Origin of the sequence: Cellulophaga sp. 20_2_10, assembly GCF_023476645.1 — a bacterium.
GTDB lineage: Bacteria > Bacteroidota > Bacteroidia > Flavobacteriales > Flavobacteriaceae > Cellulophaga.
Genome location: NZ_JAMCOJ010000003.1, coordinates 108947 through 127414, shown reverse-complemented (window position 1 = coordinate 127414; position 18468 = coordinate 108947). Strand labels below are relative to the sequence as shown.

Genomic DNA, 18468 nt, shown 5'->3' with positions numbered 1-18468 from the left:
CAAAACTTCAATTAATAATTACTTATTGCAATCCTTCTAAAAAGCCAAAATAAGCAGCTTTTTTATTATAATTTGAATCAAACAATAAAGGCCAATCTGCATTTCCCCAGAAATCTATCAACCAAGATTCGTTATCTCGGACTCCCCAAACTGTTAGAGCAAATTTATTTTCTAAAGGAATTGAATTATATATTTGAACCACTTCCTTATATTTTGCTCTTTGTTCTTGAGCTCTATCATTTGTTAAAGAAGTGATATCCTCGTTTGGATTTGCTCTAATATCTAATTCAGCAAAGTGTAATTTTAATCCTCTAGATACAGTACCATCTGCCACTGCTTGGATATTAGCTTTTGATGGCCCTTCATAAGAAATATGCATTTGTGCCCCAACACCATCAATTAAATCACCTAGTTCATCTACCAATTTAAACATTGCTGCTCTTTTTGTTGTACTAGAAGCCATGTTGTAATCGTTATAAAAAAGCAATACATCTGGATCTGCGTCTCTTGCCCATTGAAAACATTTTTTAATGTAGTCATCACCCATTTTTTGTCTAAAAACGGAATTTCTAAGTGGATTACCTGATCTATCTTCAAAAGCTTCATTTACAACATCCCAAGAACGAACTTTTCCTTTGAATCTTGTTAAAGTGGTTGTAATATAATCTTTCACCATTACTTCAAATTCCTCATTAGTTCCTGCAAAATCGTCAACCCAAGAAGGTGTTGCATTGTGCCAAATTAATGCATGCCCGTGAACATTCATATCATTTTCTTGCGCAAAATTAACCATAGCATCTGCTGCACTAAAATCATAGTTTCCTTGCGATGGATACATCACATTCATTTTCATCTCATACTCTGAAGTAATATTATTAAACTCCTTTTTTAAGATTTCTGTATGTTTTCCTCCTGCTTTTACCCAAGATGCTCTAGTGATTGTACCTACTGAAAAAGTAGCTGCGGCATCCTTTAAGCTTCCTGTTTCTCCTGAACCACAAAATCCATCTGGACACACTCCATTTTCATCAACTATAATTGTTTGAGTTGCTATTGTTGTAAGTCCATCATATATAGTGTAATATGTAACAGTATATTCTCCCGCTTCATTATACCTAACCTCATCAATACCTGCGTCATCACTTACAACTCCACCTCCTAAACCAAAGTCCCAAAAACTTTGATATTCAACCGAACTTTCTGTAGTACTTTGTAATACTACGATATAAGGATCGGTTGTTGAAACTGTATAATTAAATGAAGCTTTGACAGTAATTGGAGTTTCAACTTCAGACCTATTGATAATCTCATCATCATCTGAACAAGAGAAAAAGAATAGCGCTGAGACTAATAATAGTATTAGTTTATTTATTTTCATAATATTTATATTTCGTTAACTAAGGTTCTATTATTATTTTTTTTCCATTTTAATATCATCAATAATGAATGTACCTGCTGACGCACCCATATCTAAAGATATATTTGTACTTGCTTCATTTGCTATAAAAGTCCACGTATATTTCTCCCAATCTTCAGTAATTGTATAGTCAGGCGCATATTTTGCCGTTGCATCTGGTTTTGTAGAATAGCGAATCACCGCAGGATCTCCTTTTGCCCATAAAGTCACTACATATTCAGCATCTACTTCTGTTTCCATAGCATCACTTACAAATTGTACACTCCAAGGATCTCCAGCGGCTGAGTTTGATACTTTAACTGCCCTAGAACCTGTTAACACATCACTTGTTTCCTCAACAATATTATCTCCTCCATTATATTTTCCCCAATTTGTAAATTCATTACCAGAACCATCTTCAAAACCACCGTTTAAAATTAAACTAGAATCAGAAGGAAGTGCTGGTGCTGTGTCTCCTTTTACAACTTCAATAACATCTATTACAAATGTACCTGCAGATTTACCCATATCCAAAGAGATATTAGTTGCGGCTTCATTTGCAGTAATTGTCCAAGTGTATTGTTGCCATTCTGATGTTAATGTATAATCTGGCCCATATTGAGCAGATGCATCTGGTTTTGTTGAAAACCGAACTACTTCTCCATTTCCTTTACCCCAAAATGAAACAGTATACTCATCTCCTACTACGGTTTCAATAGCATCACTTACAAATTGAACACTCCAAGGATCTGAATCTGCAGAATTTGATATGGTAGCTGCTCTACCTCCTACAAGTGCATCTGTTGTAGAGAATATATTATCTTCTCCATTATATGCACTCCAGTTTGTAAAATCATCGCCACTACCTTCGGTTAAATAGCCATTTACCAATAAATTTTCTGGATTTGTTAAAAATACTTCATCTACTGGCACAGTTACTTCAACAGTCTTGGACGTTTGCAAAGCATTTCCTTCGCTAACCATTGTAAGTGTTACATATTTACTTCCAGACTCTTTGTATGTGTATTCTACGGCACCTGCTCCATCTGTTCCCTTACTTCCTGCAACTTCAAACTCCCAGTAGCTATAAAATTCGTCTTTGTTTGGTGTTGTATTTTCAAAATAATAAATACCTGAATTGTCAGTAGATTCTGTTACTGTAAATGTTGGCTGTGTTAATACTGCAACATCTTCATCCTTATTTGTACATGAACAAAAGGCCATGAACAAACATAATAAACCTAATATTTTATTTTTTTTCATAATTGTATTTTTATTATAATTATTTTAATACTGTAAAATAAAATTGTAAGTTGCTTTAAGTCAACTAATTACAATACAATCTATTTTATAAACGACTAACTTTAATTAGTTTAATAACGGTGTGCATTGTTACACACACCATTATCTAAACTAAAACTGAACTAAACTAAACTTTACTTTAATGAACTCGAGTATTAAAAACCTGGGTTTTGATCTTCTGAATTAATATTTACATTTGAACTAATCTCAGCATCTGGTATTGGCCACAATTCATTTTTCCCTACTTGAAAATTAGTACCAGCTAATTCTGTTCCTGCAATTCCCCAACGTAAAATATCATCAAAACGAACTTGTTCTCCACTCAATTCTACCTTACGCTCATGCACAATAGCGTTAAAAACTTGTTCTTTTGAAAGTGATGTTGATAACAATGGAAAAGTACCTCCGGTTGTTGCTCCTGCTCTTGCTCTGACTCTATTTACAAAACCAACTGCAGTTGACTGAGAACCACCTGGTCTTTGATTTTCACACTCTGCCATCATCAATAAAACATCTGAAAAACGAAGTACTTTTACGTTTATTCCTGATTCTCCATTTTCTGAAGGTTGTTTGTAATAATTTTGATATTTTTTCCAAGCAGCTGGTCTAATATTACCTCCGTTTTCAGCAAAATCAGATGCTATAAACGTATTATCACCATTGTTATACGTATCTCCTGCTATGTAAAAACTATTAGCAAATCTATTATCACCTGTTTCAAATTCAGCTACTAAATCATCTGATGGATATGTATTAAACCAATCTAACACACCATAATCTTGACCTCTTTTAGTTGCATGATTTGGACCTGTTCCATTAACTGGAGACCACCAAAATTGCTCAGTTCCTAAAGCTATATCGTATTCAACTTCAAAAATTGATTCTATACCATGCTCTGTTTCTTCCTTGAAATTATCGAAGTAGTTAGTTTCAAGATCATATCCTACTAATTTATTAAACTCTACTAAAGCTAAGTCATAAGATTCTTGATATAAATATACTTTTCCTAAAAAAGCATGAGCTGCTCCTTTAGTTGCTCTACCTGGAGTTTCAGCATTTTTATCTAATAAATTAGTAGCCGCATATTTTAAATCGTCTATAATTAATTCAATCACTGCCGCCTTTGTGCTTCTTGGTTGCCCTTCTGCATTATCAGTACCATCACCTAAATAAATAGGAACTCCTCCATAACGATTTACTAAAAGCCAATAATAATGTGCTCTTAAAAAACGTGCTTCACCAATGTATTTTGCTTTTTTAGCGTCAGTTAATGCACCTTCAGACAATGCATTAATTTTTTCAGTATTAGCAATTACAAAATTTGCTTTGTTAATTCCTCTATAACATCCATCCCAATAATCTTTAATAGAAGGCAGGCTTGAATCAAAAGAAAAATCCGAAAAAGTTACTTTATCCCCTTCTTGTTGTCCGTTACCAGAATTTTCGTGAGACATGTTGTCCATCATGTAAAATATTAATCTACCATACAATCCAAATGGTTGCAAATTGGCATACGCTGCATTTACTGATGATTCTACCTGAGACTCATTTGAGAAAAAAGTATCTGGTGATAATTGATTTGGATTTGACAACTCCAAATCATCTTCGGAACAAGAATTAATTAAAGTAATTCCGAAAAGTGCTAAAACTATTAATATATATTTTTTCATAATTGTTTAATTTTTAAAATGAAACTTGTAAGCCTAATAAAAAAGATTTAGGCTGTGGATATCTACCTCTATCAATTCCAAATTCACCGCCTCCAATTTCAGGATCTAAACCAGAATAATCACTTATAGTTACTAAGTTTTGACCACTAACATACAGACGTAACTTTGAAAAATATTTTTCAAACATTTCACTTGGCAATGTATACCCTAAAGAAATATTTTTTAATCGAGTATATGATCCATCTTCCACAAAACGATCAGAAACTCCATTGTTTTGAGGCGCTCCTAAAATTCTAGGTTCTGTCCCTGTTGGGTTTGCTGCAGACCATTTGTTATTGTAATAAGACTGACTTACATTAAATAATCTGTTTGCTCCACCAACTAAATCGTACGTATTTGTATTAAAAATTTCGTTTCCTGCAACACCTGTAATAAATAGGTTCATATCGAAGTTTCTATATTTGGCATCTAAATTTAAACCATATGTTACATCTGGAAATGGATTACCAATAATTGTTCTGTCTTCAGAATTAATTGTTCCATCACCATTTAAATCTTTAAAACGAACATCACCTGGCTTTACAATAGGTTGATTTGGGTTTGCAGTAAATACAGCATCTACCTCATCTTGATTTTGGTAAATTCCGTCAGATTCTAAACCATAAAAATGGAATAATGATTCTCCTACTACGGTACGTGTAACATCTCCTCCTCCTAATTTGTATTGAGATCCTGTAATCTCATCTCTAGCTCCTAAACTTAATACTTCGTTTTTAGAAGTTCCTAAGTTTAAGTTTGCAGACCAAGTAAAGTCTCCTTCATAATCATTAAATCCTAATACTAATTCAAAACCTTTAGTTTCTACTGAACCTGCATTTACAGGTAAGCTACCTGCATTAATACCGCTAGATAATACAGAAGGTATATAAATTAATAAGTCATTACTTGTATTTTGGTAGTACTCTAAAGAAGCTGTAAATTTTTCATTAAATAAACCTGCGTCTAAACCAATGTTCACAACTTCTTTGGTTTCCCATTGTAAATCTTGATTTGAACCACCATTAGCTGTTACACCAAATGCAACTGCACCACCAATAGGATATTCAAAACCACCAGTTAAAGACGGTGCATATAAATAATCTCCAATAGCATCACTACCTACAGTACCGTAACTAGCTCTTAATTTTAAGTTACTGAAATTAGAATCTTCCATAAAAGATTCTTTTGCAATATTCCAACCAGCAGATGCTGAGTAAAAGTTAGCCCAACGTCTGTTTGCTCCAAATCTTGATGAAGCATCACGTCTCAAAGATGCAGATGCAATATATTTACCATCAAAATTGTAGTTTACACGTCCTAAGTATCCAATTTTATTAACTTCTGAAGAACCAGAGCTAATACTTGAATCTTCATTAGAAACTTGATTTACTTCATCGGTAACAGCATTTCTACTACTTGCATTTAGGTTTTTATTTTGACCTTGATATTTTTCAACCAATAGTAATGCTTCAATATTATGCTTATCAGCAATTGTTGTATTATATGTTAAACTATTATCAAGTATGATTGTTTGACCGCTACCAGTATTACGTGTAATTGCTGCGTAATTTTGTGCGTGTGTTGTACTTCCCTCTACACTATCATCACTATATGACGGTTTAAAACTACTATTATCGTATGAGTAATAATCTAAACCTACTTGAGATTTAAATTTTAATCCATCCATAATTTCTACTTCTGCATACACATTACCTATAATTCCTAATGTTTTATTTATTGCATTACCAATTGTTTGAGCTCTTACTGGGTTTACAGCATCTTGTCCATCTGCTGATGAAGAAGGCCCTTGAAAACCACCTAAGTTACTTGAATTATATACAGATAAATAGGGTGCCGATTTAATAGCGTGCTCTATAAGTGATCTGCCTTCTTCATCTCTTTCAGGATTTTGCTTCCCAAAAGAAATAGACATAGATTCTCCCACTTTAACCTTTCCAAATTGAGCACTACTATTTGCTCTAAAGGAATATCTTTCAAAACCTGAATCAATTAAAGTTCCATCTTGTTTTAAATATTCAGCAGAAAAAAGATGTGATGAATTCTCTGTACCTCCAGAATAACTTAAATTATAATCTTGAATCATACCTACTCTAAAGATTTCATCTTGCCAATCTGTATTGGTTTTGTAAGCTGACAAAGGTCTATTAGGAAACACCCCTAATTCACCCGCATATTTTAAATAATCTATAGTTTCTAAAACATCATATCTTTTTGCTACTGTTTGAAAACCTGTATAAGTATTAAAACTTAATCTTCCTTTTCCATTTTTACCTTGCTTTGTGGTAACAACCACTACACCATTGGAACCTTGTGCACCATAGACTGCTGTAGTAGAAGCATCTTTTAATATAGATACTGTCTCTATATCATTTGGACTAATACCAGACAGGTTCCCCACAATAACACCATCAATTACATATAGTGGACTATTATTACCTACTGAACCTAAACCTCTAATTAATACAGATGGCGAAGACCCTGGAACACCACTATTAGTAATTGTAAGTCCAGCTGCTCTACCTTGCAAAGCTGATTCTGCATTTGCTACTGGTAATGCCGAAATGTCTTCAGACTTTACGGTAGATATTGCCCCTGTTACTGTTGTTCTACTTTGTTTTCCATAACCTACAATAACGATTTCGTTAAGTTGCTCTGAAGATTCTATTAGAACAACATCAATTCTTGTACTTTCACCTACAAGAACAGTTTTACCTGTCATACCAATATAAGAAAAGACTAACTCATCTGTAGACTGAACATCGTCAATCTTATAAAGACCATCAAAGTCTGTCTGTACTCCTCTTTGGGTTCCCTTTACTATTACACTTACACCAAGTAATAATTCTCCTGAATTATCTTTCACCGACCCACTAACGGTCTTGGATTGTGAAAAAATACTCTGAGAACATATCATAACTAAGGCTATGATAGCGATTTTCATTTTCATCATTTTGAGTAATTTAAATTAATTGAATTGGTTTTATTTATTGAATTAGAACATTAGTTACTAATACATTACTTTCTGATGACAACTTTACATCTGGTTGTTTGCCACCAATACTAATATTCATCGTTCCAGATTCTATTACTTTTTTTCCTTCTTCAGATATTCTTGCATATTTTGCAGACGGAATTTTAAATGTTATTCTTTTAGTTTCATTAGATTTTATAAGTACTTTCTTAAAGTCTACCAAACTTCTTATTGGGTTGTTTTTAATTGTTTTGTTCTTATGCGTAACATAACATTGTACAACCTCTTCTCCAGAATACTTACTGTTATTTTTTACATTAACAGAAATTACAATATCCTCATTCTTAGCAATCTTATCTGATATTTCTAAATTTGAATACTCGAATTTAGCATAACTTAAACCATGACCAAAAGGAAACAACGGCTCTCCTTTAAAGTATTTATAAGTTCTGTTTTCCATATCGTAATTTTTAAAATCTGGCAGATCTTTTACCGATTTATAAAAAGTTACTGGCAGTTTCCCCGATGGATTATAATCTCCAAAAAGAATATCTGCAATTGCACGACCACCAAATTCACCAGGATACCATGCTTCTAAAATGGCAGGAATATTTTTTGCCGTCCAATTAATAGCTAAAGCACTTCCGTTCATTAAAACTACAACTGTTGGCTTGCCTAATTTCTGAATCTTTTTAACTAATTCTAACTGTGTTTTTGGCAATGTAATTTTAGACCGATCTCCTTTGTCAAAACCTTCTATAGCAACTGACATTTCTTCGCCCTCTATTTCGGGTGATAATCCCAAACAAAGAATTACAACTTCAGATTTTTTTGCGGCTTCTATTGCTGGTGACAATAAATCTTCATTTAATTTTGCCCAAACTAAATGGGCTTGAGGATCTGAAAGTGTATTGCTATATTCTATTCTTATTTTATAAGCTTTTTTCGCTTCTAATTTTACTTCAAAATATTCTAATTTTGGCTCATAATCTGCACTGTAATCAACCTTTAAAGAATCATTAATATATAGCTTTGCATAGCTACTTGCCTTTAAACCAATTCTATAATCTCCAGCCTCTTCTGGCACAATTTCTCCTGACCATCGTACTGAAAAATCATCCGATTTTAAATCTTTGATAGGTCTAACTGGCGTCCAAATAAAATTTACAGTTTGATCGTTTCTTTCCAATACAGGTTCTCCTTCTAAATTACTATTGTTGTAATATTCAGCTTTTAGACCTGTACCATTTCCATTTTTTAAAACCTCTCTAGGTATTGCCTTTAATGTTGGCCATTCTTTTGCTATATAAGAACCCAATGCATAATTAATAGTTGTGTTTGGCAATTTCTCTTGCAATCCTTTTAACGGCGTAATAAAGTTATTTGGTGTTCCATGATAATTACCTAACAATGCTTGTTTAGAATCTGCATTTGGCCCAATTACTGCGATAGATTTGATATTCTTATTTAAAGGCAATATATTATTGTCATTTTTTAACAACACCATAGATTCCTTGGCAATTTGTTCTGATAATTTATAATGTTTATCACTAGCAACAACACTGTATGGTATTTTAGACCATTTAACATTGTTTTGATCATCAAACATTCCTAATTTAAAACGAGCAGAGAACAATCTTACCAAAGCAACATCTAATTCTTCTTCATTTATTAACTTTTTTAAAACCGCTTCGTTTAAGTTAGGATCATACACACTACCACAATTTAAATCGGTACCGCTTGTTACTGCCAATGCAGCTGCTTCTTCTGGTGTTTTTACAACAGCATGCTTATCTTCTTCCCAAAAATCTGTTACTGCCCAACAGTCTGAAACCACATATCCCTTAAAGCCCCAATCTTCTCTTAATATTTTTTGAAGCAATAAATCACTACCACAACAAGGCTTATCATTATACCTATTATAAGCACACATAACAGAATGTACTTTTGCTTCTTTTATAGCAGCTTCAAAAGCTGGTAAATAAGTTTCGTACAAATCTTTCTTAGTAGTAACATAATTGTCTTGATGTCTAGATTTTTCTGGACCACTATGAACAGCAAAATGCTTTGCCGTTGCTACAACTTTTAAATGCTTTTCATCATCACCCTGTAAACCTTTTATATAATTAACCCCTATTCTACTTGTTAAATAAGGATCTTCTCCATAAGTTTCTTGTCCTCTTCCCCAACGTGGATCTCTAAAAATATTAATGTTCGGGGTCCAAAAAGTAAGACCTTGTCCCATTCTTCTTTTACCTTCACTTATAAACTTATGGTATTTTGCTCTTGCCTCATCAGAAACAACTGTTCCCATATTAAAAATTAAATCTGGGTTCCAGGTTGCTCCCATTCCTATTGCTTGCGGAAAAACAGTTGCTTCGCCAGCTCTACCTACTCCGTGTAAACATTCGTTCCACCAATTATATTCTGGCACACCTAATCTTTCTATTGCGGGTGCATCATATCTCATTTGAGATATTTTTTCTTTCAATGTCATTAGACCAATTAAATCTACCGCTCTTTCTTCTATTGATAAAGATTGATTTTGAAATTTAAATTCAGTCTTTTCTTTACCACACGAAAAAACAAGAAGTAATGAAACGAGGCATATTTTAAATGCAACATTAGATTTTAGCTTTTTGATATTTATTTTACTTTTCCTCAAGGTCATTAATTAAAGATTAAAATTAGTAACAGTAATAAAATACCTACGATTAAGATTTCTATAATGATATTTCTTATTGGATATTTTTTCTGCATAATTAACTCTTACTACATCTCAAATATAGAAAGTTGATATGCTATTGAGTAAAAGAAAGAATGCATGCGATGTTAATTTTGGCTCTTTTTGGGGTAAAATAGCACATACGCACTATCTGAATTAGCTTTTAGTCGCTAATTTTACATTTAAGAAGGAAAGTGAAAAACGGTATTATTTTCTTTAATGACAACATTGACTGCTAGTTATGCGAAATGTGCTTTGAATCATTTTGCAAATAAGATATAGACGATAAACCAACTTTAAAACCAACTTGGCCTACACATGCTAAACCTGTTTCTAATATGTGATATGCTCTTTCTAATCTAATTCTCCTTAACAGTTTATTTGGAGTTTGTCCTGTTAAGGAAAATGAAAAGAATTATTATTTTTCCTTGATTACAACCTCGGTTGGTAGTTTTCCAAAATGTGCTTTGAAACATTTTGTAAAATAGGATGCAGAAGAAAAACCAACTTTAAAACCTACTTCACTTATAAATGCTGAACCGGTTTCTAATATTTGATATGCTCTTTCTAATCTAATTCTTCTTAACAGTTCATTTGGAGTTTGGCCTGTTAAGGATTTTATTTTTCTGTATGATTGACTTTTACTTAGATTTAATTCATTAGCTAATTCTTCTACACTTAAACTAGAATTGCTAATATTCTCACCTATGTATGCTAAAACTTTATTAATAAACTCTTTGTCTATAGAAGTAGCATTTGTGTTCTCTTTTCCACCACTAACTTCACTAAAGTATTTATCAAAAATTAATTTTCTACTGGTAATTAATTGAGACAGTCTTAAAGTAAGTAAGCGCATGTCAAATGGTTTGGTCATGTAAGCATCGGAACCATGTTCTATTCCTTCAATACGATCATCTATCCTAGCCTTTGCAGTAAGCATTAATAAAGGAATATGACTCGTTTTAATATCTGTTTTAATACGTTTACAAAACTCAAAACCGTCCATTTCTGGCATAATAACGTCTGTTAAAATAACATCTGGAAAAGATTTTTCTGCTACACTTAAACCCTCTAAACCATTATTTGCTACTAAAACTTTGTAGGTTTTACTTAATTCTGTTTTTAAATAATTTCTTAACTCCGTATTATCTTCAACAACAAGGATAGTATACTTTTTAGAGGTTGTTTTTTCCTTCTCATCTTCCTCCTCTTTTCTTGAAATTTTATTTTCAGGAATAAAATTTATCTCTTTTTTAGGAAGATCTTCTTCTAATTTAAAACTCTTAATTTCATCTTTGGAAAAATGCTCTTTTCCTTTTGGCAAAATTATTCTAAAGGTAGTTCCTTCATCTATTTTACTAGTTACTTCTATCTTCCCTTTATGTAAGTTAACAAAACTACTAACTACTTCTAATCCTATACCTGTCCCTCCATAATACGTTTTATTAAGGCTTTCTACTTGATAAAATCTTTCAAATATTTTATCAACCTGATCTTCTTCAAGCCCTTTACCTGTATCAGATATTACAATTTCGACTACTTTTACAGCTTCGGTTGATGAAATTAGAGGCAAAATATAGTCTTCATCATTATCAATTAAATTTACATTAATCACACCATCATCTGGAGTCACCTTCATTGCATTTGCCAAAATATTGAAAATAATTTTTTCAAGCATATTCTGATCCGCCCATGTTTTTATCAACGACATTTCTGTATCTAGAGTCAAAAATATATTTCTATTTGAAGCTTCTTCTTTAAAGAAAAGAACAATATTCTTAGTAAAATCTACCAAGTTTAATTCTGATGCTCTTACTCTTACTTTATCAAATTCTAACTTTCTTAAATCCATAAGCTCGTTTATAAGCCTAAATAATCTATCAGAATTTCTATAAATAGTACTGTGTTTAGATTTAACTTTTTCAGGTAAATTTAAAGTTTCATCCCTCATTATATCCTTTAAAGGATTTAGAATAAGTGTTAATGGCGTTCTAAATTCGTGAGAAATATTCGTGAAAAACTGTAACTTTTTTTTATTTAATTCTTCTTGCTGAATTCTCTGGTTTCTTTCATTTTTTATAAGTTCTTTCTCTTTTATTCTATTCTTTGTTATTTTATTTAAAAGTAAAACTCCTAGAATAAATAGTAAGACATATAATGTTAGCGCCCAATTTGTTTTCCACCAAGGCGGTAAAATTTTTATTTTTAATTCTAAAGGTGTTTCATTCCAAAGACCATCATTATTTGCTGCTTTCAACTTAAAAACATAATCACCATAATCTAAGTTCGTATATGTTGCACTTCTTTGGTTTCCAACATAATTCCAAGATTTTTCAAATCCTTCTAAATAATAAGCATATTGATTTTTTTCTGGTCTAGTGTAACTAATACCCGTATAATCTATAGTAAATACAGACTGTTTGTAATTAAACTCTATACTTTTTGTTTCTGTAATTGTTTTAAAAAGAGGAGAGTTCTCTTCTTTAGGAATAACATCTTTATTAAAAATCTTTAAGCCTGTTAAGTACAACGAAGGCTTACTAGAATTTGTATTTAAATCTTTAGGATTAAAGTAATCTATACCTTTGTAATTACCAAAAAACAGTTTTCCTTCTTCGTCTTTTAGAACTGCATTAAAATTAAAATCATCAGATAATAAACCATCATTGGTACTGTAATTTATAACCTTGTTAAATTTTAAATCTAATTTTGTAATTCCAGAATTTCCACTAACCCAAATATTACCTGAATTGTCTTCTATTATACTTGCAACATTTTCTTCTTCTAAACCAGAAGACTTGTTATACCACTTAAATTCCTTATTTCTTTTATCATACCTACAAAGACCTGCTCCTCTTGTTCCTATCCAAATATAATTGTCCTTACTTTCATATAATGATAAAATATGAATTGAGCTTTTTTGGTTATTATTAGCCTTAGCCATAGGTTTTACAAACGAAGTAATACCTAATTTACCGTTAATATCCTTATCTATGGTAAAAAGACCTGCAGTTGTACCAACCCAAATAGTCTCATTAGAATCTATTAATATTTTTCTAACATCGCTAGTAGCTAAACCTTTTTCTAAAAATTCTTGTGAATTATGGTGCGTTAAGATTTCTGTATCTGGATTAAAAGAATATAACCCCGTATAAAAAGTTCCAATCCAAATTACGCCATCTTTACCCTCTGCAATACTTAAAATGGCATTAGACAATAATTTCCCTTTTGAATTCTGAATATTAATATTTGTGAATATTTTTTCTCCTTTTTTCAAAATATAAATACCACTATCCCAGCTACCAGCCCAAATATCACCTCTACTATCTAATAAAATAGTTTGTATATAGTTACTTGTTAAACCTTTATAAAAAGTGCTATCTGAAATATTAATATGATTTACTACAGATGTTTCCATATCTAAAACATCCACACCTCCGCCATCCATTGTTATCCATAACTTATTAGAATTGCCTTTTATAATACCTGTAACAGAACCCGTTTGTAATGAATTAGGGTTATTTTCTAAACTTTCTATGTTGCCGAATTTATCAAACAAATGATCACTAACAACAACACCACTATTATAATATCCCATCCAGATTCTTTGATTATTATCAACAAACAATGACCAAATTGAATTTGAACGAATACTATTTTTGTCTTTTTTATTATAGAGGTAGTTTTTTATTAAAACTCCATTAGAATCCAAATGAAAAAGACCATCATTTTCTGAACCAAACAAAAAGGTTTTATCTGCTAATTCCACTAAAGATAATATGCGTTTTTCAGTGATAGAAAATTGTGAGAAACCAATAATATTATTGCCTTGAAGTTGATACTTAAAAATACCTTTTGTATAGCTTCCTGCCCATAAATTATCGCTACTATCTACCAATAAAGTTTGAATAGGAATTTCAAAATTTGAGGTATTAAAACCTTCTAACTTTTTAGGTTTTACAATTAAAGAATTTAAAGTATCTAATTTCCTTAACCCTAAACTTGTACCAAGAAATATAGTTCCGCTTTTATTTTTTTGTATACTATTTATAGCGGGGCTACTATCATCTTTTATTCGTAATCTTTTAATTTTTCTAGTTTTCAAATTCAAACTAAAAAGCCCATAATTTCTAGTTCCTATGTATAAATTTCCATTATGCTCTAAAATGCTTAGTACTGAAATATTAACGCCTTTTAATTCTCCAATAGATATTTTTTTAAACTGATCTAAATCTCTATCATACAAATTTAAACCATCTTCAGTACCCACCCAAAGGTTATTATCTTTATCTAAATATGAAGAAAAAACCAAGTTACTACTTATAGATGTTGAATCTCCTTGCTTAAACTTATAAGAAATGTAATCAAGACCATCAAACTTATACAAACCAGACCCATTGGTTCCTATCCAAATAAACCCATTATTATCTTGAATAATGGTATAAATACCAACCTTAGAAATACCTTCTTTTATGGTTTCAAAATTAAAATTTTGCGTTTTATTTTGCGCCTCAATAGGTACACAGAAAAATGTACATAAAGACAACATAAAAGCAATACACCATTTAAGTTGCATAATTTGGGATTTTAATTAGGACTAAAATTTTTGTTTTTTGTTAGAATAACACGATCCATTTTAAAACCGTCTTCTCTCATAGAAAAAGACAAAACATATTCACCTACTTTATCAAACTCTAAGTAAACAGTTTTTTCTTTACCACAATGGTTATCTGTCATTCTTTGTGCAGAAGACCAAGTCCATTCATTTTTACCATCGCACCATTGCATTCTTGCTCCACTTTCTTGCCAATTTTCATTAAAACCAACATGTACACCATTATCTTCTGTACCTGTAGAAAGTGCATTTACCCAAATATAATATTTTCCTGGATCATTTATTTTAATTTTATACGAAACAATACCTCCTGTACCAGAAACAGGGAAAAAATTTTCACCTAAAATAAGTGCATCATCATGGGTAACCCTAGTATCTGGCAAAGCTTCAATATAACTATTTTTATTCGCAGATTTACTATAATTTGTAGTAGATAAATTTTTATTTACTTTATCATTTAAATATCTTACAACCCAATTTCTTTTTGTGCTATTATTATTTTTATAATGATAGTTTTCTGCTTCAATTTCTAACATGCCTTCTTTTTCTTCAAATGGCTTTGTATCCGCTAACGTTTTTAATAGTGAATAATTTTTAGGTGTAAAAGTGATAGAATTCCATCTTCCTCTAGACCAAGCCGTTTCATTTCCTTCTGGTATTAAACCATTAGTAACCGCTTTAGATGTTATTTCTATAATGTCATTTTCATGTAAAAAAACACTATTAACTAGATGTCTAATACTTTTAAAAGACTCAGAAACTCTAGGGTTTTTGATAGTATCTAAAGCTAATCCATTAATTTTTATAACGTAAGTAGATTCACCATCATTTTCTGCAGTTGTAACAAAAGTAAAATTATATGCACCTGTAGCACCTTTAAATTTAGTAGTTGCGGTTGCAAATTTAGCTCTATTATCTCTTTCTGATGCATTAATTGCTAATACATTGTTTGTATAATCTTTGTAATACCCAAAACCTTGATTTTTTACTAAATCAAAATCTTGAATTCCATTTAAACTGATGACTTCTTGGTCCTTCTTATTAAACTTTTCTTTTTCATTTTTGATTGATGTAATAAGTGCAACCCAATCTTTATCTTTATTTGGTGGAAAACCAATTGATTTTTCATACCCACCTATAATTTTTTTAATAGAACCATTTATCAGTTTTCCACCAGTTCTTGGGTTATACCATTTAACAGTGTATTTTTTTGTTGAACCAAATAAATTGATTTTAGTTTCTTTTACTTCCGGTAAGTATATCGCATAAATTTTATCATTTTCTACAAAAACATAATCGTCTGGGTTATCTGTTAAACCATCTGCAGCATACATTTTATCAAAAGGCAAGTATTTATTAAAAAAGTCCAATGCGTGTTTTGTTTGGTTCCAAACATTTTCTCTTGATCTCCAATCTTCACAATTTAAATCGTTATGCGCATATTTATAACCAAAATACCATTCTACTCCTGCTCCTCCAGCCATTAAATTTCCCCATAAAACTTCGTTTCTTATAGTATCATGATTTGGGTCATCTACATCTGGTTTTGCACCCGCATCTGCAGGTCCTATTTCATCTTGAGAAACCACCCAATTTTTGCCCGCTAACTGAGATTCAGAAATCCATTTTTTTGTGATATTATGAATTGAATCTAGACTATTAGTTTGCATAGACGGTCCATCTAAAAATTCAAAACCTAATAAAGGTTCTAAATACAAATCTTGTTCTTTTGCAAGAGAATGAGTGTGCAAAGCCACAAAATTATGATAAGGATCATGTGTTTTAATATAGGTAGCCATCGCTTTTCTATCCGCATCACTTTGTCCTTTTGGAGACCAATGTACGGGTCCATTTTCTTCACCTAGATTCCAAGTAATTGCCAAATGGTGCGAAAATCTTGCAATTAATTCTCTGTAATATAATTTACGTTGCGTTTTTAACTCACCAATATCTAATAGCAATTCGTTTTCTGTTTCTTGAGTAACAATATGCATCATCAAACCTAAATTATCCATGTGATCAAAAACAATTTCCCACTGATCTAATTTACTTGTATCAAAACGAGTTCTATCATTTTTAGTCGTCCAAGGCCAAACATCATCACCATCTCCTTGTACATTCATTGTTAAAAAAAAGACAGAATTCATTCCTTTAGAAGCCAAATAATTTAGTGCTCCAATAATGTTTTTCCCTTTTTCATTTTTCCAAGTTGGATCTCCTTTTTTCCAATCCTTAAAATGCGGTTGATATTTGTGAGTCGCTGGTGTTTCATCAAACTCATAATATGCCAAAAAAGTTTCTGGACTATTTGCTCCACCTTTTAAAAATGGTTTATTAGATCTAGAATAATGTAAGTAACGTTCGTCTTTATAAATTAATCGTCCATCGATTCTATTCTCACTCCTTTTTACTACAAAACTTCCAGTTTCATTATCAAAACCAACAGATTTCCCAGCTATTTCATCATCATTTATGGCTATTTCATTTCCCTTTCTAAAAGAAGCTTTATACGTCCATTTTCCAATTTTATTTGGCATAAAACGCACTTGCCAAACCAAACCTTTTTTAGCACTAGTTTCAGCAGCATTTCCATCAGCAGCAAAAAAACCAGGAATAATTATTTCTTCATCACCATTTTTAAAAGTAACATTTAATCTATAATTTAAAAATGGATTGTCTTCATCGTTTTCATGAAATTCTTCATAATTAAAACTAATTGTTACTTTGTTCCACTCCTCCAATTTTCCCTCAATTTTCACTTGAGAAAACATAGTGAAATTTGAAATGGACACTAAAAAAAATAAAATTAAATTCCTTTTACTTACTGACATAAAATTAAATTTTGATTTTGTAAAAAACTATTTTCATGACTCGAAAATAAATAGTTCTTCAGAATTTCTATTATGAATAAAAATACTTTTAAACTAAAAAAACCAATAACAAAAAACGTGCATGATATGTTATAGATTCTGCAAATATTACTAAAACCAACTCCTTAATTATTTATTCCATAAAAAAAGGGTGAACCCTAAATAGAATTCACCCTTTACTTTTTTTTTAACAGAACAGTCAATACTAATTTCCTTTCTTGTAATCTTCTAAAAATTTTGCCAAACCACTATCTGTTAATGGGTGATTTAATAAACCTGTAATTGAAGATAATGGACCTGTCATAACATCAGATCCTAATTTTGCACAATTGATAACGTGCATTGTGTTTCTTACGGATGCCGCTAAAATTTTAGATGTAAACCCATAATTATCATATATTAATCTCATTTCCGAAATTAAATTTAATCCATCTGTAGAAATATCATCTAATCTTCCTAGAAAAGGAGAAACATACGTTGCCCCAGCTTTTGCAGCCAATAATGCTTGACCTGCAGAAAATATTAAGGTTACATTCGTTTTAATTCCTTTATCAGAAAAATATTTACATGCTTTTACACCATCTGCAATCATAGGTAATTTCACTACAATTTGTGGATGTAAAGCAGCTAATTCTTCTCCTTGTTTTATCATTCCATCATAGTCAGTAGCAATTACTTCTGCAGAAACATCTCCTTCTACAAGATCACAGATTTTTTTATAATGATTTAAAATATTTTCTGCTCCTGTAATTCCTTCTTTTGCCATTAAAGATGGGTTGGTTGTAACACCATCTAAAACTCCTAACGCTTCTGCTTCTGCAATATCATTAAGGTTTGCTGTATCTATAAAAAATTTCAT

At 31.3% G+C, this 18468-nt stretch carries 8 protein-coding genes; all 8 read right to left on the bottom strand.

What is annotated here, in order from left to right; translation table 11 throughout:
* Positions 1–22: 22 nt before the first annotated feature.
* On the bottom strand, positions 23–1378 hold the full coding sequence (locus M4I21_RS06885) for an endo-1,4-beta-xylanase (protein WP_249558379.1): 1356 nt from the start codon (positions 1376–1378) through the stop codon (positions 23–25).
* 33 nt (positions 1379–1411) lie between these two features.
* Positions 1412–2659, bottom strand: a complete 1248-nt coding sequence (locus M4I21_RS06880) for a carbohydrate binding domain-containing protein (protein WP_249558378.1) — start codon at positions 2657–2659, stop codon at positions 1412–1414.
* 194 nt (positions 2660–2853) lie between these two features.
* Entirely contained in the window at positions 2854–4368 is a 1515-nt protein-coding gene (locus M4I21_RS06875; RefSeq protein ID WP_249558377.1) for a RagB/SusD family nutrient uptake outer membrane protein, read from the bottom strand.
* 13 nt (positions 4369–4381) lie between these two features.
* On the bottom strand, positions 4382–7369 hold the full coding sequence (locus tag M4I21_RS06870) for a SusC/RagA family TonB-linked outer membrane protein (protein ID WP_249558376.1): 2988 nt from the start codon (positions 7367–7369) through the stop codon (positions 4382–4384).
* A 43-nt stretch (positions 7370–7412) separates the two neighbouring features.
* The gene (locus tag M4I21_RS06865; protein WP_249558375.1) at positions 7413–10070 is read right to left on the bottom strand and encodes a glycoside hydrolase family 3 protein; all 2658 of its coding nucleotides are present in this window, start codon (positions 10068–10070) and stop codon (positions 7413–7415) included.
* A gap of 472 nt (positions 10071–10542) precedes the next feature.
* Complete coding sequence (locus M4I21_RS06860) at positions 10543–14700, bottom strand: hybrid sensor histidine kinase/response regulator transcription factor (protein WP_249558374.1); 4158 nt, start codon at positions 14698–14700, stop codon at positions 10543–10545.
* Between the two features lie 11 nt (positions 14701–14711).
* Positions 14712–17498 (bottom strand): DUF5060 domain-containing protein, encoded by a 2787-nt coding sequence (locus tag M4I21_RS06855; protein WP_249558373.1) that lies wholly within the window; start codon positions 17496–17498, stop codon positions 14712–14714.
* Positions 17499–17814: 316 nt separating this feature from the next.
* A complete protein-coding gene (gene fsa / locus M4I21_RS06850; RefSeq protein WP_249558372.1) occupies positions 17815–18468 on the bottom strand; it encodes a fructose-6-phosphate aldolase in 654 nt (217 codons plus the stop codon).